Consider the following 16,127-nt stretch of genomic DNA (forward strand, 5'->3'; position numbering starts at 1 on the left):
CCCAGCAACGAAGGCTGCCCATCGGTGTAGACCTTGCCGCGCTCGGCGGGCAGCAGCCCCGCGATCGCCCGCAACAGCGTCGACTTGCCCGAACCGTTCGACCCGATCAACCCGATCGCCTCACCCCGGTACGCGGTGAAACTCACCCCCCGCACCGCGTGCACCCTGCGCACACCCGGCGACTCACCCCGCCGCACGATCCGGCTCAACGCCGCCGTCGCACTGCCCTTCCCCGTCTTCCCGCCGTTCACCCGGTACACGATGTGCAGCTCGTCCGCGATCACCGTGGGGCGGCGCGTCCCGGCGCCCTTGTCGTCAGCCACGGCCGTACCGCTCCTCTGCCTTCCAGAAGTAGACGAAGCCGCCCACGGCGACGAGCACGGACCAGCCGAGCGCGACCGCCCACACGTGCGGGGGCAGGTTCTCCGAGCCGTAGCCGTCGATGAGGGCGAAGCGCATCAGGTCCATGAAGATGGCCGCCGGGTTCCACTGGAGGACGTCGGCGATCCAGGCCGGCTTGTCCTTCAGCATCACCGGGATGGAGAACATCACGCCGGACGCGTACATCCAGGTGCGCATCACGAACGGCATCAGCTGGGCCAGGTCCGGCGTCTTGCTGCCGAGCCGGGCCATGACCAGGGCGAGCCCCGTGTTGAACAGGAACTGCAGGGCCAGGACCGGGACGATCAGGAGCCAGGAGAGCCGCGGGTAGCTGCCGAAGCCGATCGCCACGACGAACAGCACGAGCATCGAGAACAGCAGCTGCTGGAGCTGCTGGAGCGAGAACGAGACGGGCAGCGAGGCGCGCGGGAAGTGCAGCGCGCGCACCAGGCCGAGGTTGCCCGAGATCGCCCGTACACCCGCCATCACCGAGCTCTGCGTGAAGGTGAACACGAACACGCCCGTGACCAGGAACGGGATGTACACCTCCCGCGACATGCCGCGGTCGGCCTTGAGGATCAGGCCGAAGATGAGGAAGTAGACGAGCGCGTTGAGCAGCGGCGTCGCGACCTGCCAGAGCTGGCCGAGCTTGGCCTGGCTGTACTGGGCGGTCAGCTTCGCCTGCGAGAAGGCGAGGATGAAGTGGCGCCGCCCCCAGAGCTGGCGGACGTACTCCACGAGGCCCGGACGGGCGCCGCTGACGGACAGCCCGTACTTGGCGGCGAGCTCGGCCGGGGAAAGGCCGTCGTCGGGCGACGGTGGCGCGGTCACCGCGACCCCACCGTCCTGCGTTGTCTCACTCACGAGTGGAAACTTTCGTCTTCAGATGCGCGGCCGGTCGGGCGTAGGCGTGGGCCATGTCGGGCAGAGGCCGGGCCAGGGACCGGGATACGGCCCGAATGTTCTCAGACCAGAGCTTGTCAGATGACAGGAGGTCGGCCCAGTCGGGTCAGGCGCCACACCGTGCGCCAGCTCATGGGCCTGCGGGGCCCGCACGGGCTGGTCCAGCCCTCCTTGAAGCCGCCGAACCAGGCCTTCAGGGCGGGCCGCGAGGGGCGCCGGGCCAGGGTCAGGAGCAGCCACACGCCCAGGTACACGGGGACCAGGAGCGCGGGCAGGTTGCGGCGGGCGAGCCAGACGCGGTTGCGGGCCACCATGCGGTGGTAGACCGCGTGCCGCGAGGGCGCCGTGGTCGGGTGGTACAGGACCATGTCGGCGCGGTAGTCGATCATCCAGCCCGCGTTCAGCGCCCGCCAGGCCAGGTCGGTCTCCTCGTGGGCGTAGAAGAACGCGTCGGGCAGGCCGCCGACCTGTTCCAGGACCTTGGTGCGGACGGCGTTGGCGCCGCCGAGGAACGTCGTCACGCGCGAGGAGCGCATCGGGTCGGACGCGCGCAGGCGCGGCACGTGCCGACGCTGGGTGACGCCCGTGTCCGGGTCGGCGATGCGGAAGCTGATGATCCCGAGAGCCGGGTCGGCGGCGAAGGCCTCGCGGCACAGCCGAGCGGTGTCGGTGCGCGCCAGGAGGCCGTCGTCGTCGAGGAACAGCAGGATGTCGACGTCGGTGCCACCGGGCCCGAAGGCCTCGATGCCGACGTTGCGCCCGCCGGGGATGCCCAGGTTCTCGGGCAGTTCTATGGTGCGGACGCCCGGCGGGACCTCGGGCACGGGGGCGCCGTTGCCGACGACCACCACCTCGACGGGGTCGCCGTCCTGCTTGGCGACGGAGTCGAGCAGCGCCCGCAGCTCCTGCGGGCGGTTGCCCATGGTGATGATGACCGCGCCGACCGTCGGCCGCTGTACCGGAGTGCTCACTTCAGCCTGCTCGAGGCGAGGATGGACACCAGGTGCAGCAGCGTCTGCAGGAGCGCGATCCCGGCGAGCACGGCGACGCCGAGGCGGGAGAAGAAGAGGTCGCCCCGGGCCGCGTCCACGATCGCCAGGACCAGGATCAGCAGGGACGCCTCGATGCCGAGGATCAGCCGGTGGAACTTGAGCGCGGCGGCCGCCTTGCGGGCGAGCGCCACGCCGGAGGCGCGCGGCACGGAGGCCGACTCCTGCACGGGCGGCAGGCCCTGCTGGTGCCGAGCGACGCCCACCAGGTCGGTCTCGGCCTTGATCAGGATGGCGCCGAGCGCGGCGAGGGTGCCGAGGAAGGCCCACAGCCAGTCGATGCGCCCCGAGCCCCACAGGTCGGCGGCGCGCAGGCCGAAGCCGACCAGGACCGCGGCGTCGCACAGATAGGCGCCGACCCGGTCCAGGTACACGCCGGACATCGAGTACTGCTTGCGCCAGCGGGCGATCTCGCCGTCGACGCAGTCGAGCAGCAGGTAGAGCTGCACCGCGACGACGCCGAGCACGGCGCCCGTGATGCCCGGCACCAGGAGGGCCGGGGCCGCGAGCACGCCCGCGACGGTCATCAGGTAGGTCAGCTGATTGGGCGTGATCCTGGTGTTCACCAGGTACCGGTCGCAGCGCAGCGAGATCTCTCGCATGTACAGGCGTCCCGCCCAGTGCTCACCGCTGCGCCGGTCCTTCACCCCCGCGGGGTGAACGACGGGCCGGAGTTCAGCTACCGATGGCCTTGGCATAGTCGGCGTATGCGTCCTTGATCTGGTCGGTGTTCAGATTGAGGTGCTCGAGGATCGTGTAGCGGCCCGGCCGGGTCTGCGGCGCGTACTCCACGACCTGGACGAACTCGTCCACGGTGAAGCCGATCTCCTCCGGCAGGACCGGCAGGCCGTGGCGGCGCAGGACCTCGGCCATGAACGCCGACTCCTCGCGGGCACCGCGCAGGTGCATCGCGAAGGCGGCGCCGAGGCCGCACTGCTCGCCGTGGCTCGCCGCGCGCTTCGGGAACAGCAGGTCGAAGGCGTGGTTGATCTCGTGGCAGGCGCCCGAGGCCGGGCGGGAGTCGCCCGAGACGGACATCGCGATGCCGGTGAGGACGAGGCCCTCGGCAAGCACCTGGAGGAAGCCGTCGTCGCCGACCCCGCCGGGGTGGCGCAGGACCGCCTCGCCGGCCTGGCGCGCCATCGCGGCGGCGAGGCCGTCGATGTCCTCGCCGCGCTCGCGGGCGGCGAGTTCCCAGTCCCGGATCGCGGAGATGTTGGACAGGGCGTCGCCGATGCCGGAGCGCACGAAGCGGACCGGGGCCTCGCGGATGACGTCGAGGTCGATGACCACCGCGATCGGGTTCGGCACGCCGTACGAGCCGCGGCCCGCGTCGTTGTCGAGGGTCGCTACGGGCGAGCACAGGCCGTCGTGCGACAGGTTCGTCGCGACGGCGACCAGCGGCAGGCCGACGCGCGCCGCAGCGAACTTGGCGCAGTCGATGATCTTGCCGCCGCCGAGGCCGACGACCGCGTCGTAGCGGCCCTTCTTCATGGCGTCGGCGAGCTTGATGGCGTCGTCGAGCGTGCCACCGCCCACCTCGAACCACTCGGCACCCGGCAGCGACGGGGAGAGCCGCCCCCGCAGGACCGCGCCGGAGCCGCCGCTGATCGCGATGGCGAGCTTGCCGGTCGACGAGCAGATCCTCTGGTCGGCGAGGACACCGGCCAGGTCGTTCAACGCCCCCGGCCGGATGTCCACGACGACCGGCGAGGGGATGAGCCTCGTCAGTACTGGCACGCGATCTCACGTCCCTTGGCGAGGTCGTCGTGGTTGTCGATCTCGACCCACGAGACGTCGCCGATCGGCGCGACATCGATCTTGAAGCCGCGGTTGACGAGCTCCTGGTAGCCGTCCTCGTAGTAGAGGTCGGGGTCGCGCTCGAAGGTGGCCTTCAGGGCGTCGGCCAGCTCCTCGGCGGCCTCGCCCTCGATGAGGGTGACGCCGATGTACTCGCCGGTGGCCGTCGCCGGGTCCATCAGCTTCGTGATCTTCTGGACGCCCTTCTCGGGGTCCACGATGACCTTCATCTCCTCGTCGGCGAGGTTCTTCACCGTGTCGAGGGCGAGGATGATCTTCTTGCCGTCGCCGCGGGCGGCGAGCAGGATCTTCTCGACGGAGACCGGGTGCACGGTGTCGCCGTTGGCGAGGATCACGCTGTGCTTGAGGGCGTCACGGCCGCACCACAGGGAGTAGGCGTTGTTCCACTCCTCGGCCTTGTCGTTGTCGATCAGGGTGAGCTTGAGGTTGTACTTCTCCTCGAGCGCGGCCTTGCGGTCGTAGACGGCCTCCTTGCGGTAGCCGACGATGATCGCGACGTCGGTCAGGCCGATCTCGGCGAAGTTCTTCAGGGTGAGGTCGAGGATCGCCAGCTCATTCTCGGTACCCTCGCCCACCACGGGCACCAGCGCCTTGGGCAGCGTTTCGGTGTAGGGGCGCAGGCGCCGGCCGGCGCCGGCGGCCAGGACGAGGCCGATCATGCGGGTTCTCCTTCATCGTGTACGGCGGGTGCGCCGCGGTTGTGCGCGGTCACCCAGAAGTGGATGCTCTCGACGAGCACCACGAGTGCCACGGCCACGGCGAGCGCCGTGAGCGCGACGGTGAAATCTGTGTTTGTCAGCAGGGCGGCGGCGACGGTGACCGCGAAGGTCCTGCCCTCGTGCCCGCCGATCACCCGCACCAGCCAGCGCGGCGGCGCGACGACACCGCGAATGCGGTACACGGTGTCGTAGTGATGGTAGGCGACCGCGGCCACCAGGCCGAAAGCCGCGGGAAGGGCCCCGTTCACGTCCGCTTTGGCCGCCAGGACCAGGACGGTGCCGTATTCGGCGGCGCGCAGGAAGGGCGGGACCAGCCAGTCGAGGGCGCCCTTGAGGGGCCGCGCGACGGCGAGGCCCGAGGTGATCACGTACCCGGCGGCGGCGATGACCGGCCACGGGCTGCCGAAGGAGGTGAGGGCCGAGGTGGCGACGACGGCCGCGCCGCCCGCCAGGGCGAGGGCCGGGGCGAGGCCCGGCAGGCCCCGGAGCGTGGCGAGCGCGCCCGCGAAGGGCCCGGTGTCGGCGAGGTCGGCCAGGGCCGTGGCGGCCCGGTCGGTGCGCTCGGCCTTGCGGGTCAGGGAGCGCAGGACGCGGCCCGCCGTGGTGTAGCAGGCGGCGAGGCCGCAGCCGATCAGGAGCACGACGAACGTGACGCGCGGGGTGGTGAGCGCGGTCAGGACGGCGATCAGGGCCCAGCGCTCCCCGATGGGCAGGACGATCATCCGGCGCGCCCACACCGTCCAGCCGCGGCTGTCGAGCTTGTCCGAGAGCGCGGCGGTGGGGCTGGTGTTGGCGGTCGCGTCGTGGTTGGCCTCGTTGAACGAGAAGTCCACGACGTGGCGGCAGGTCTGCAGGACCATCGCGCCGAGCGCGAGGGCCCAGACGTCATCGCCGCCGCGGGCCGCGCCGAGGGCGAGGCCCGCGTAGTAGGCGTACTCCTTGGCCCGGTCGAAGGTCGCGTCCAGCCAGGCGCCGAGCGTCGAGTACTGCAGGGAGTAGCGCGCGAGCTGGCCGTCCGTGCAGTCGAGGACGAAGGAGAAGAGCAGCAGGAGACCGGCGGCGACGAAGCCGCCGCGGGTGCCGGTGGCCGCGCAGCCCGCCGCGATCAGGGCGACGAGCAGCGAGGCGGTCGTGACCTGGTTCGGGGTGAGGCCGCGCCGGGCGCACCAGCGCGCGAGGTAGCGGGAGTACGGGCTGATGCAGTACGTGGTGAAGAAGCCGTCCCGGGCCTTGACCGCGCTGCGCAGGCGTACGGCCTCGTCGTCGACGGCGGCGACGGCCTGGCGGGCGGTGTTGCGGGCCTCGGGGTCGGCGGGCACGGCCGCGACGAGGGTGCCAAGCTCGGGCCGGTACACGTCGACGTCGGCCGCTTCGAGGGTCTCGGCGAGCCGGTCGGGCACCGTGTCCGCCGCGACGGTGACGGCTCCGGCGCCGCCCGCGCCGACGGCCGTGCGCAGCGCGCGCGTGAGCGCGCCGCGGGCCTCGGGCTTGACGGTGACGGCACCGGGCACGGCGGCCGCGGCGAAGCGCGGGTCGGTCAGGCCGAGGCGCAGGGCGTGGACGTGACCGACGAAGCGGGTGTCGACGACGGCGACGCGCTGGTCCGCGGGGACGGCTCCGACGAGCGTCTCGGCGTCGGCCGCGTCCCGGGCGGTCCGCACGTCGAAGCCCAGGGACCGCAGATCGCCTTCGAGGGGCGAGCCGGGCACCGGCTGGCCGGTGAGGATGGCGGTCGACAGGACGAACTCACTCCTTGATTCCCGGCGCGGCGCGCGCGGGCACATGCGTGACGGGGGGCGCCCTCGCCGGGATGCGGCCGGGCGGCATGTCGGCAGAGGCTATCGGATGCGGGGAAGCGGGCGTTCACCGCCCGTTCACGCTCCGATCAGCCCGATCTGCAGGGGTCGGCACGGGCTGCGCCGCCCTTGATCGCCGCGATCATCATCGTCGATGGCGGGCCGCGGCCACAAACCGCGTGGTACCGAACCACGCAAGCCCGCCTAAGGTGGACGCCCATGACATGGCTGATCACAGGCGGGGCGGGATATATCGGGGCACATGTGGCGCGGGTCATGGCCGCCGCCGGGGAGCGCGTGGTGGCCCTCGACGACGTGTCGTCCGGGGTGCCGGAGCGGCTGCCCGCGGACATTCCTCTCGTACGGGGTTCCTCGCTCGACGGTGAGCTGCTCGCGCGGGTGCTCGCGGAGCACGCGGTGACGGGTGTGGTGCATCTGGCGGCGCGCAAGCAGGTCGGCGAGTCCGTGGAGCAGCCGCTGCGCTACTACCGGGAGAACGTCGGGGGCCTGGTGACGCTCCTGGACGCGGTCGCCGCGGCCGGGGTGAGGCGGTTCGTCTTCTCCTCGTCGGCCGCGGTGTACGGCGAGCCCCCGGCGGCCGGGCTGATCACCGAGGACACCCCGTGCGCGCCGGTCAGCCCCTACGGCGAGACGAAGCTGGTCGGGGAGTGGCTGGTCCGGGCCGCCGGGCGGGCGCACGGGATCACCACGACCTGTCTGCGGTACTTCAACGTGGCGGGGGCCGCGGCGCCCGAGCTCGCGGACACCGGGGTCTTCAACGTGGTGCCGATGGTCTTCGACCGGCTCACGCGCGGCGAGGCCCCGCGCGTCTTCGGCACCGACCACCCCACGCCGGACGGCACCTGCGTGCGCGACTACGTGCACGTGAGCGACCTGGCCGGGGCGCATCTGGCGGCCGCCCGCAGGTCCGCCGCCCCCGGCACCGATCTGACGGTGAACATCGGCCGCGGCGAAGGCGTTTCCGTACGCGAACTCCTGGCCGTCATCGGTGAGGTCACCGGGGACACGCGCGCGCCGGTGGTGGAGCCGCGCCGCGCGGGGGACGCCCCGAGCGCGGTGGCGGACGTCGGCCTCGCGGCGCGGGAGCTGGGCTTCAGGGCGGAGCTCGGGGTGCGCGAGATGGTGGCTTCGGCCTGGGCGGGCTGGCGCCTGCGCCATCCGGAGGCCGGGGGCACCCGGTCCGTCTGACGCGGGCCGTCTCCTTACGCCTCCCCTGCGGACAGCAGAGCGTTTCCGCAGGCCAGCACAGATGACAACGGTGTTCACGATCGCGTTGCCAGATACCCCCCACCCGTAGTTCACTGTGATCTGTGATCGTTGCTGCGGGCGGCGACCGCTACGGATCCGGAGGACCACGCGATGGGGGCTGGACACGACCACGGCCACGCGCCGCCGCCGAACGGCACCGTGACCGCCGCGTACAAGGGGCGGCTGCGGATCGCGCTGTCCCTCACGGTCACCGTGATGGTGGTGGAGATCGTCGGCGGCCTTGTCGCGGATTCGCTCGCGCTGATCGCGGATGCGACGCACATGGCCACCGACGCCCTCGGGCTCGGCATGGCGCTGCTCGCGATCCACTTCGCGGGCCGCCCCGCGAGCGAGAGCCGCACCTTCGGCTACGCCCGCGCGGAGATCCTCGCCGCGCTCGCCAACTGCCTGCTCCTGCTCGGCGTCGGCGGCTATGTGCTGTACGAGGCGATCCAGCGGTTCGTCACGCCGTCCGAGACCGAGGGCGGTCTCACCATCGTCTTCGGCCTCATCGGCCTGGCGGCGAACCTCGTCTCGCTGCTCCTGCTGATGCGCGGGCAGAAGGACAGCCTCAACGTGCGCGGCGCCTTCCTGGAGGTCCTCGCGGACGCACTCGGCTCGGTGGCGGTCCTGGTGTCGGCCGCCGTCATCCTGCTGACCGGCTGGCAGGCGGCCGACCCGATCGCCTCCCTCGTCATCGGCCTCATGATCGTGCCGCGCACCTGGAAGCTGCTGCGGGACACCTTGGACGTCCTGCTCGAAGCGGCCCCCAAGGGCGTCGATATGGCCGAGGTGCGGGCCCACATGCTGGCCCTGCCCGGCGTCGAGGACGTCCACGACCTGCACGCCTGGACCATCACCTCGGGGATGCCGGTGCTCTCCGCGCACGTCGTGGTGAGCCCCGAGACGCTCAGTGCCGTCGGCCACGAGAAGATGCTGCACGACCTCCAGGGCTGCCTGGGCGACCACTTCGACGTCGAGCACTGCACGTTCCAGCTGGAGCCGAGCGGTCACGCGGAGCACGAGCCGAAGCTCTGTCACTGACCGTGTTACAGTGGCCAAGCCTTGAGTGGGCACCCGAGCAGCAGGCAGGGGACGCGAGTCCCCGCGGACACAGAAGGAGGTGGGTTGATGACTGTCGCGGTCCTCGCCGCACTGCGTGGCGACGCGTTCATCCCCACTTCCCGGGCTCACGGCTGACCTTCTCCGTACGATCCGCTTTCGCGCGCGTACCCCACGGCGGCCGGGCCCTCTACTCAAGGGTTTCCCGTTGTCTCACGACAAGATCCAGAACTCCGTCCACGACGCCTTCTTCGCCCTGCACCACGGCCTGCCCCGGCAGGGCCCCGGCTCCGACGCCACCACCCGGCGCCTGCTCGCCCTCGCCGGTGAGCTGCCCGCGCGTCCGCGCGTCCTCGACCTGGGCTGCGGCCCCGGCCGGGCCGCGCTCCTGCTCGCCGCCGAGGCGGGTGCGTCCGGCGCCGAGGTGACGGCCGTCGACCTGCACGAGCCGTTCCTCGACGAGCTCCGCGCCGCCGCGCGGAGCCGAGGGCTCGCCGACTCCGTCCACGCCGTCGCCGCCGACATGGGCGAACTCCCCTACCCCGACGGGTCCTTCGACCTCGTCTGGGCCGAGAGCTCGGCCTACAGCATCGGCTTCGACACCGCCCTGCGCTCCTGGCGGCGGCTGCTCGCGCCGGGCGGCACGCTCGTCGTCACCGAGTGCGAGTGGACCACCAGCACGCCGTCCGCCGCCGCCCGCGCCTTCTGGGACCGGCACTACGCGCTGCGGACCACCGAGGAGAACACCCGGGCCGCGCTCGCCGCCGGATACTCCGTCCTCGGCGTCGTACGCCAGCCGGAGTCGGACTGGGAGGCGTACTACGCCCCCCTGCGGGCGCGCGCCGACGCGGCCGACCCCGGGGCGCCGGGCATGGCCGAGGCGCTCGCCGCCACCCACGAGGAACTCGCGCTGCGGCGCGACCACGCGGCCGAGTACGGCTACACCGGGTACGTCCTGCGCCCCGCGGGCGACGCCTGGCGCACCCGGCCCGAGGCGGCGTCCGGCGCCGACCGGGCGGCCGTGCGCGCCGTGAACGCGGCGGCCTTCCCCACCGAGGCGGAGGCCGACCTGGTGGACGCGCTGCGCGCGGACGCCGGTGCCTGGCTCGACGGCCTGTCGTACGTCGCCGAGACCCCCGCGGGCGAGGTGGTGGCGCACGCCCTCATCACCCGCTGCCACGTGGACGGCGCTCCGGCGCTGTGCCTGGCGCCCGTGGCCGTGCTCCCCTCCTACCAGCGCACGGGCGCCGGTAGTGCGGTGGTGCGCGCCGTCCTGAGCGCCGCGCGCGCCCGGGGCGAGCATCTGGTCCTCGTCCTCGGCCACCCCGACTACTACCCGCGGTTCGGCTTCGCTCCGGCGTCGCGGTACGGGATCAAGCCAAGTTTCGAGGTGCCGGACGAGGCGATGATGGCGCTGGTCCTCGACGGGCCCGGTGAACAGGCCGGTCCGGCGGGCGTTCCGCGCGGGACGATCAGCTATCCGGCGGCGTTCGGCGTCTGATCGCGCCGTTCCCGCGTGTCCCGTTCGCAGCGTTGCGGACGGGACATGCGGGGCCCCCGGAGTGCCGGGCGCACCGGTGTCGTACGGCAGACTTGAGCTCCGAGACCGAAGCGAAGGATGGGTATGCCGATCACACCTGCCACCGCGGCGCACAGCTCGTCGAACGGCACCGAGGAAACAATCATGCTCGAGCTCGTCGACGAGGACGGCAGGACCATCGGCACGGCGGAGAAGCTGGCCGCGCACCAGGCACCCGGTCAGCTGCACCGGGCGTTCTCCGTCTTCCTCTTCGACGAGCAGGGCCGCCTGCTGCTCCAGCAGCGGGCGCTCGGCAAGTACCACTCCCCCGGCGTGTGGTCCAACACCTGCTGCGGCCACCCCTACCCCGGCGAGGCGCCGTTCGCGGCGGCGGCCCGGCGCACCTTCGAGGAGCTCGGCGTCTCGCCGTCGCTGCTCGCCGAGGCGGGCACCGTGCGCTACAACCACCCGGATCCGGAGTCGGGCCTGGTGGAGCAGGAGTACAACCACCTGTTCGTCGGCATGGTGCAGGCCGAGCTGCGCCCCGACCCGTCCGAGGTGGGCGAGACGGTGTTCGTGACGGCCGACGAGCTGGCCGAACGGCACGCGAAGGGCCCGTTCTCCGCGTGGTTCATGACGGTCCTGGACGCGGCGCGGCCCGCCATCAAGGAGCTGACGGGCCCGGGCGCGGGCTGGTAGCCCGCCGCGCCCGCGCCGCCGGGGCCCGCCCGACGGGCCCTAGGCGCCGTTCGGCTTCAGGGGCAGGGCCGCCCAGATGACCTTGCCCCCGCTCGCCGTGTGCTCGACGTCGCAGGCGCCGCCCGCCTCGCGGGTGATCTCTCGCACCAGGAGCAGGCCGCGCCCGCCGGTCTGGCCGTGGTCGGCCACCAGGGCGGTCGGGCGGTAGGGGTGGTTGTCCTCGACGGACACCCGCACCCACTCGGCGCCGACCGCGACCTCCACGGCGAGCGTCGGCGACAGGAGCGCCGCGTGCCGCACCGCGTTGGTGACCAGCTCGGAGACGATCAACAGCAGGCCCTGCACCAGGTCGTCGGAGGCCGGTACGCCTTGGCGCGCGAGCAGGTCGCGCACCGCGTGCCGCGCCTGGGGCACGGACGCGTCGACGGCGGGCGCGGTGAACCGCCACACCCCTTCGTACGGCACGGGCGCACCGCCCCGCGGGAGCGGGCCCGGCCCCCTCCCGTCGTTCCCCATCGCCCGGTCGCCGCCCTCGCGCTCGATTGTCACCACACGTCGAGTGTTGGGAACGCACTGGTCCGGACCGCACTACTGACCAGAAGTCAGCGAGTATCGACGGGATTTGACCGGGGCCGCATGGCGGCGTCAGTTGCGCGACTGGTCCTGCTCTTCTTGTGCTGCCTTCACAGGTTCTTCAGGTTGTACGGCTTCCTGGGGCCCGCCCCCGTCGGCGCCCACGCGGTCCGACACCAGGCTGATGATGCGCCGGGCGCCGATGCCCGTGGTGAGGAGCCCGAGGCCGTCGAAGAGCAGCGCGAGCGAGAAGAAGGTGCCGATGACGTACTGGCTGCTGCTCGGCCACTCGGCGAGCACAAGCACGCCGAGCAGGACGCCGAAGGCGCCTTGCAGCAGCGTCACGGCCATCTGCGGGCCGCGCACCACCAGGCTGCCCACCAGGCGGAACACCCCGCCGGTGAGGAACAGCAGCGCCGCGAACATCGTCAGCGCCTCGGCGGCCACGTCCGGCCTGCAGATCACGACGAAGCCCGCCGCGAGGTTCAGCGCGGCGACCACCACGCCGAGCCAGAAGAAGCTGGTGCCCCGCGACTGCACCGCGTGCAACAGCGCCACGATGCCGCCGATGAGCAGCAGCCAGCCGAACAGGAGCATCGAGGTGAGCGTGGCGACACCGGCGTAGACCAGGCCGACGAGCCCGCCGACGGCCAGGATGGCGCCGAGCAGCGCCAGCCAGCCGAAGCTGCGGCTGAGGGACCGGGGATCAGCGCCGCCGGGCCCCTCCGGGTCACCCGTCGTGTCGCGCGCCTTGTCACGTCCGAACATGAGCGCCTCCGTCCGCTGTGCGAAGCCGCCCCTTCTTGATCGTACGTTCGTACGGTGCGGATAGCATCCGGCGCATGGAGCCGCAGCTGAGGCAGGCCGTCGCCGACGGCGTCGCCACCGTCGTCATCGACCATCCGGCCAAACGCAACGCCATGACGGCGGACATGTGGCACGCGCTGCCGCCGCTGCTCGACGCGCTGGCCGCCGACCCCGCGGTGCGCGCGCTCGTCCTCACCGGCGCGGGCGACACCTTCTGCGCGGGCGCCGACATCTCCTCGCTGCGCGCCGAGCCCGGCCGCCCGCAGGAGCTCGCGGTCCTCGCGGAGGAGGCCCTGGCGGCCTTCCCGAAGCCGACGCTCGCGGCGGTGCGCGGGTACTGCGTGGGCGGCGGCTGCCAGCTCGCGGCGGCGTGCGACCTGCGGTTCGCGGACGAGGGCGCCTCGTTCGCGGTCACCCCCGCGAAGCTGGGCATCGTCTACCCGGCCTCCTCGACGCGCCGCCTGGCCACGCTGGTCGGCCCGGCCACGGCGAAGTACCTGCTGTTCTCGGGCGAGTCGATCAGCGCGGCGCGGGCGCTGCGCACGGGCCTGGCGGACGAGGTCCTGCCCGTCGGCGAACTGGACGCGCGCGTGAAGGAGTTCACGCGGGTCCTCGCCTCCCGCTCGCTCCTGACGCAGGCGGCGGCCAAGGAGTTCGCGGCGGGCCGCGCCGACCGGGACGCCCACTGGGCGGACCAGGCGCGCGGCAGCGGCGACACCGCCGAGGGGGTCGCCGCCTTCCTGGAGCGCAGGCAGCCGCGCTTCACCTGGACCGTGCCGGACGGCGCTGCTACGCCGGGACGCCCTTGAACCGGGACTGCTCGCGGAACATCGCGACGAGGTGGGCGGGCGCCTTCTTCGGCGAGCCCGCGTCGTAGGGCGGCTGCGGGTCGTACTCGGTGATGAGCTGGACGGACTGGGCGCGCTCGTCCCCGGCGATCCTGCCGACGAGCGCGAGGCCCATGTCGATGCCGGAGGAGACACCGGCGGCCGTCACGTACTTGCCGTCGAAGACCACCCGCTCCTCGGAGGGCGTGACGCCGAGCTTCGCCAGTTCGCCCAGGGCGAGCCAGTGGGAGGTCGCGGTGCGGCCTTCGAGGAGTCCGGCGGCGGCGAGCGCGAGGGAGCCGGTGCACACGGACGTCGTCCAGGTGCTGGTGGTGTCCGCGGTGCGCAGCCAGTCGAGGAGCGGCGCGTTGTCCATCTGGTCGCTCTGGCCGGGGCCGCCGGGGACGACGAGCACGTCCGGGTGCGGGACCTCGGCGAAGGTCTTGTCGGCGACGAGGGCGAGCCGCCCGCTGTCGTCGCGCACCGGCCCGGTGCGCTCGGCCACGAAGACGACCTGGGCGTCCGGGATGCCGCTGAGCGTCTGGTAGGGACCGATGGCGTCCAGGGCGGTGAAGCGCTCGTACAGGGCGATGGCTATCTGCATGCGGACTCCTCGTGGGTGATGGGGTGTGCCTCGGGCAGGGGTGCGTGGAAGCGGCGGCGGTACTCCGCGGGTGAGGTGCCGAGCGCCTTGAGGAAGGCGCGGCGCATCGCCTCCGGGGTGCCGTAGCCGCAGGCGCGGGAGACCTCCTCGACGCCGCGCGAGGTGTCCTCCAGGAGGCGGCGCGCGTGCTCGACGCGGACGCGGTCGACGTACTTGCCGGGTGTCGTGCCGGTCTCCGCCTGGAAGGCGCGGGCGAAGTGGCGCGGCGAGAGCCGGGCGCGCTCGGCCAGCCTCTCGACGCAGAGGTCGTCGTCGGGGTGCTCGGTGATCCACTGCTGGACCTCGCGCAGCGGCTCGCGGCGGGCGGTCTGCGCGGCGAGCTGGGCGCTGAACTGCGCCTGGTTGCCGGGCCTGCGCAGGAACACGACCAGGTGGCGGGCGATGGTGAGCGCCATGTCCCGGCCCAGGTCCTCCTCGACCAGGGCGAGCGCGAGGTCGATGCCCGCCGTGACGCCCGCCGAGGTCGCCACGTGTCCGTCGCGTACGTAGATGGGGTCCGGCTCCACGTGGACGGCCGGGTGGTCGCGGGCGAGCTTGTCGCAGTACGCCCAGTGGGTCGTCGCCCGGCGGCCGTCGAGCAGGCCCGCACGGGCGAGCACGATCGCCCCGGTGCACACCGAGACGAGCCGCTCGGCGCGAGGGCCGTGGGTGCGCACCCAGTCGACCAGGTCGGGGCCGTCCGGGCGGGTGCCGATGCCGCCGGGCACGAGCAGGGTGTGCGGCGCGGGGGCGTCCGCGAGGGTGTGGTCAGGGACCAGGGTGAGGCCGCTGGACGTGCGCACGGGCGCGCCGTCCAGGGAGGCGGTGCACACCCGGTACGCGGGGTCGCCCGTGGGCCCGGTGGCCCCGCCGAAGACCTCCACGGGGCCGGTGACGTCGAGACTCTGTACGCCTTCGAAGAGGACGACCAGGACGGTTCGCTGCGCCATGCCCTCGATTCTTGGGGCGGCACGAGGTGGCCGCAATGACGGGCACCCCACCCTTTCTGCCACCAGGGCCCGGCTGGTGCGCGGGGCACGGGGTGCGGCGGCCCCGCCCTTCACGTCATACCAACCAGTCGGTAGCGTACGGGCATGACCTCTCCCACGGCCTCCCCCACGCATCCCACGGCCTCTTCCACGGGCCCGTCCGCGACCGGTGCCGCCCTCCACCCGCGCGCGGGACGGCGCTGTCACAGCGTGCTCAACACCCTGCACTCCACCCACTACTTCTCCCCCGACCTGGGACGGGAGCTGGGCGCCCTGGGGATCACCCACCCCAGGGCCGTCAACTTCGCCGCGCGCGCGGCGGCGATGGGCGCCGTCGGCGCCGGGACGGTGACGGCGGCCTTCTTCACCTACAAGCCGGAGGCCGTCGCCGCGCACGTTCCCGCGGTGTGGCGCACCGCCGCTCCCGAGGACGTCCTCGCGGCACGCCTGCGGGCCGTCGACGCCACGCTGCGGCGGTTGCTCGGCGACGAGGCCGTCGCGTCGCCGGAGATGGCCGAGGCGGCGCGGCTCGCGCTGCGCGCCACGGAGGCCTGCGTCCGCAGCGCACGCCCGCTGTACGCGGCCCACGCCGACCTGCCCGTGCCCGACGCGCCGCACCTGGCGTACTGGCACGCCGCGACGCTGCTGCGCGAACACCGGGGCGACGGACACCTGGCCGCCCTCCTGGACGCCGAACTCGACGCCGTGGAGGCCCTGGTGAGCCACACCGCGACCGGCAAGGGCATGACACCGGGGCGGAACCTGGTCACGCGCGGCTGGAGTCAGGAGGACTGGGACGGGGCCGTGGAGCGGCTGCGGGAGCGCGGACTCCTGGACGCCGACGGCGAGTTGACGCAGGCGGGCGTGGAGCTGCGGCAGGCCGTCGAGGAGCGCACCGACCGCCTCGACCGGGCGCCGTACGCGCACCTGGGCGCGGCCGGGGTCGAGCGGCTCACCGAGCTGGGCGGCGCCTTCGCCGGGGCGGCGCTGTCCGCGGGGGCGTTCCCCGCGGACCTGCTCGGCAAGGCGTAGCGCCACCGGGCGGGCCCGGGGCCCGGGGCATGGCACGC

17 protein-coding genes are annotated in these 16,127 nt (G+C 73.0%); 6 read left to right on the top strand and 11 right to left on the bottom strand.

The annotated features are described in order from the left end of the window. The 7 genes from ACIG3E_RS37680 to ACIG3E_RS37710 form a co-directional block, all read right to left on the bottom strand. Positions 1 to 323 (bottom strand): ATP-binding cassette domain-containing protein (locus tag ACIG3E_RS37680; RefSeq protein ID WP_399625027.1); only part of this gene is annotated, 323 nt, incomplete at its 3' end. Next, entirely contained in the window at positions 316 to 1,245 is a 930-nt protein-coding gene (locus ACIG3E_RS37685) for an ABC transporter permease (protein ID WP_399625029.1), read from the bottom strand. The genes ACIG3E_RS37685 and ACIG3E_RS37680, both read right to left, overlap by 8 nt. A gap of 116 nt (positions 1,246 to 1,361) precedes the next feature. Further along, entirely contained in the window at positions 1,362 to 2,207 is an 846-nt protein-coding gene (locus tag ACIG3E_RS37690) for a glycosyltransferase family 2 protein (RefSeq protein WP_399625193.1), read from the bottom strand. Positions 2,208 to 2,251: 44 nt separating this feature from the next. Then, positions 2,252 to 3,031: a CDP-alcohol phosphatidyltransferase family protein gene (locus ACIG3E_RS37695; RefSeq protein WP_242726371.1), complete on the bottom strand. Its 780-nt coding sequence runs from the start codon at positions 3,029 to 3,031 to the stop codon at positions 2,252 to 2,254. After that, positions 3,009 to 4,073 (bottom strand): iron-containing alcohol dehydrogenase family protein, encoded by a 1,065-nt coding sequence (locus tag ACIG3E_RS37700; protein ID WP_399625031.1) that lies wholly within the window; start codon positions 4,071 to 4,073, stop codon positions 3,009 to 3,011. The genes ACIG3E_RS37695 and ACIG3E_RS37700 overlap by 23 nt, the downstream gene beginning before the upstream one ends. After that, positions 4,061 to 4,813: a sugar phosphate nucleotidyltransferase gene (locus tag ACIG3E_RS37705; protein WP_399625034.1), complete on the bottom strand. Its 753-nt coding sequence runs from the start codon at positions 4,811 to 4,813 to the stop codon at positions 4,061 to 4,063. The genes ACIG3E_RS37700 and ACIG3E_RS37705 overlap by 13 nt, the downstream gene beginning before the upstream one ends. Continuing rightward, positions 4,810 to 6,612 (bottom strand): DUF5941 domain-containing protein, encoded by a 1,803-nt coding sequence (locus tag ACIG3E_RS37710; protein WP_399625196.1) that lies wholly within the window; start codon positions 6,610 to 6,612, stop codon positions 4,810 to 4,812. Before ACIG3E_RS37710 ends, ACIG3E_RS37705 begins: the two co-directional genes overlap by 4 nt. Positions 6,613 to 6,888: 276 nt before the next feature. Here ACIG3E_RS37710 and galE point away from each other — a divergent pair, with 276 nt between their 5' ends. From galE to idi, 4 genes are all read left to right on the top strand, one after another. After that, the gene (gene galE, locus ACIG3E_RS37715; protein WP_399625036.1) at positions 6,889 to 7,878 is read left to right on the top strand and encodes a UDP-glucose 4-epimerase GalE; all 990 of its coding nucleotides are present in this window, start codon (positions 6,889 to 6,891) and stop codon (positions 7,876 to 7,878) included. 171 nt (positions 7,879 to 8,049) lie between these two features. Then, entirely contained in the window at positions 8,050 to 8,982 is a 933-nt protein-coding gene (locus tag ACIG3E_RS37720; RefSeq protein ID WP_399625039.1) for a cation diffusion facilitator family transporter, read from the top strand. 226 nt (positions 8,983 to 9,208) lie between these two features. After that, complete coding sequence (locus ACIG3E_RS37725) at positions 9,209 to 10,501, top strand: GNAT family N-acetyltransferase (protein ID WP_399625041.1); 1,293 nt, start codon at positions 9,209 to 9,211, stop codon at positions 10,499 to 10,501. A 123-nt stretch (positions 10,502 to 10,624) separates the two neighbouring features. Next, complete coding sequence (idi, locus tag ACIG3E_RS37730) at positions 10,625 to 11,218, top strand: isopentenyl-diphosphate Delta-isomerase (RefSeq protein WP_399625044.1); 594 nt, start codon at positions 10,625 to 10,627, stop codon at positions 11,216 to 11,218. 39 nt (positions 11,219 to 11,257) lie between these two features. Here idi and ACIG3E_RS37735 read toward each other — a convergent pair whose 3' ends face one another. Beyond that, positions 11,258 to 11,734, bottom strand: a complete 477-nt coding sequence (locus ACIG3E_RS37735; RefSeq protein ID WP_399625198.1) for an ATP-binding protein — start codon at positions 11,732 to 11,734, stop codon at positions 11,258 to 11,260. A 129-nt stretch (positions 11,735 to 11,863) separates the two neighbouring features. Next, complete coding sequence (locus ACIG3E_RS37740; RefSeq protein WP_399625046.1) at positions 11,864 to 12,559, bottom strand: HdeD family acid-resistance protein; 696 nt, start codon at positions 12,557 to 12,559, stop codon at positions 11,864 to 11,866. 74 nt (positions 12,560 to 12,633) lie between these two features. On the opposite strand from ACIG3E_RS37740, the gene ACIG3E_RS37745 reads away from it, so the two are divergent. Beyond that, positions 12,634 to 13,407 (top strand): enoyl-CoA hydratase/isomerase family protein, encoded by a 774-nt coding sequence (locus ACIG3E_RS37745; RefSeq protein ID WP_399625049.1) that lies wholly within the window; start codon positions 12,634 to 12,636, stop codon positions 13,405 to 13,407. On the opposite strand, the gene ACIG3E_RS37750 is transcribed toward ACIG3E_RS37745, so the two are convergent. Then, a complete protein-coding gene (locus tag ACIG3E_RS37750) occupies positions 13,388 to 14,029 on the bottom strand; it encodes a DJ-1/PfpI family protein (RefSeq protein ID WP_399625051.1) in 642 nt (213 codons plus the stop codon). The genes ACIG3E_RS37745 and ACIG3E_RS37750 overlap by 20 nt on opposite strands. Then, positions 14,020 to 15,018: a GlxA family transcriptional regulator gene (locus ACIG3E_RS37755; RefSeq protein WP_399625053.1), complete on the bottom strand. Its 999-nt coding sequence runs from the start codon at positions 15,016 to 15,018 to the stop codon at positions 14,020 to 14,022. Before ACIG3E_RS37755 ends, ACIG3E_RS37750 begins: the two co-directional genes overlap by 10 nt. Before the next feature lie 144 nt (positions 15,019 to 15,162). Between ACIG3E_RS37755 and ACIG3E_RS37760 the strand changes: the two genes are divergently transcribed. Further along, a complete protein-coding gene (locus ACIG3E_RS37760; RefSeq protein WP_399625056.1) occupies positions 15,163 to 16,089 on the top strand; it encodes a hypothetical protein in 927 nt (308 codons plus the stop codon). Positions 16,090 to 16,127 lie beyond the last annotated feature (38 nt).

Source organism: Streptomyces sp. NPDC053474, assembly GCF_044544845.1.
In the GTDB taxonomy this organism is placed as follows: Bacteria; Actinomycetota; Actinomycetes; order Streptomycetales; family Streptomycetaceae; genus Streptomyces.

Excerpts from the sequence above, each read along its gene's own strand:
- ACIG3E_RS37690 (WP_399625193.1), bottom strand. The coding sequence starts at position 2,207 with ATGGGCAACCGCCCGCAGGAGCTGCGGGCGCTGCTCGACTCCGTCGCC.
- ACIG3E_RS37695 (WP_242726371.1), bottom strand. The coding sequence starts at position 3,031 with ATGCCAAGGCCATCGGTAGCTGAACTCCGGCCCGTCGTTCACCCCGCG.
- ACIG3E_RS37705 (WP_399625034.1), bottom strand. The coding sequence starts at position 4,813 with ATGATCGGCCTCGTCCTGGCCGCCGGCGCCGGCCGGCGCCTGCGCCCC.
- galE (WP_399625036.1), top strand. The coding sequence starts at position 6,889 with ATGACATGGCTGATCACAGGCGGGGCGGGATATATCGGGGCACATGTG.
- ACIG3E_RS37720 (WP_399625039.1), top strand. The coding sequence starts at position 8,050 with ATGGGGGCTGGACACGACCACGGCCACGCGCCGCCGCCGAACGGCACC.
- idi (WP_399625044.1), top strand. The coding sequence starts at position 10,625 with ATGCCGATCACACCTGCCACCGCGGCGCACAGCTCGTCGAACGGCACC.
- ACIG3E_RS37735 (WP_399625198.1), bottom strand. The coding sequence starts at position 11,734 with ATGGGGAACGACGGGAGGGGGCCGGGCCCGCTCCCGCGGGGCGGTGCG.
- ACIG3E_RS37740 (WP_399625046.1), bottom strand. The coding sequence starts at position 12,559 with ATGTTCGGACGTGACAAGGCGCGCGACACGACGGGTGACCCGGAGGGG.
- ACIG3E_RS37745 (WP_399625049.1), top strand. The coding sequence starts at position 12,634 with ATGGAGCCGCAGCTGAGGCAGGCCGTCGCCGACGGCGTCGCCACCGTC.
- ACIG3E_RS37750 (WP_399625051.1), bottom strand. The coding sequence starts at position 14,029 with ATGCAGATAGCCATCGCCCTGTACGAGCGCTTCACCGCCCTGGACGCC.
- ACIG3E_RS37755 (WP_399625053.1), bottom strand. The coding sequence starts at position 15,018 with ATGGCGCAGCGAACCGTCCTGGTCGTCCTCTTCGAAGGCGTACAGAGT.
- ACIG3E_RS37760 (WP_399625056.1), top strand. The coding sequence starts at position 15,163 with ATGACCTCTCCCACGGCCTCCCCCACGCATCCCACGGCCTCTTCCACG.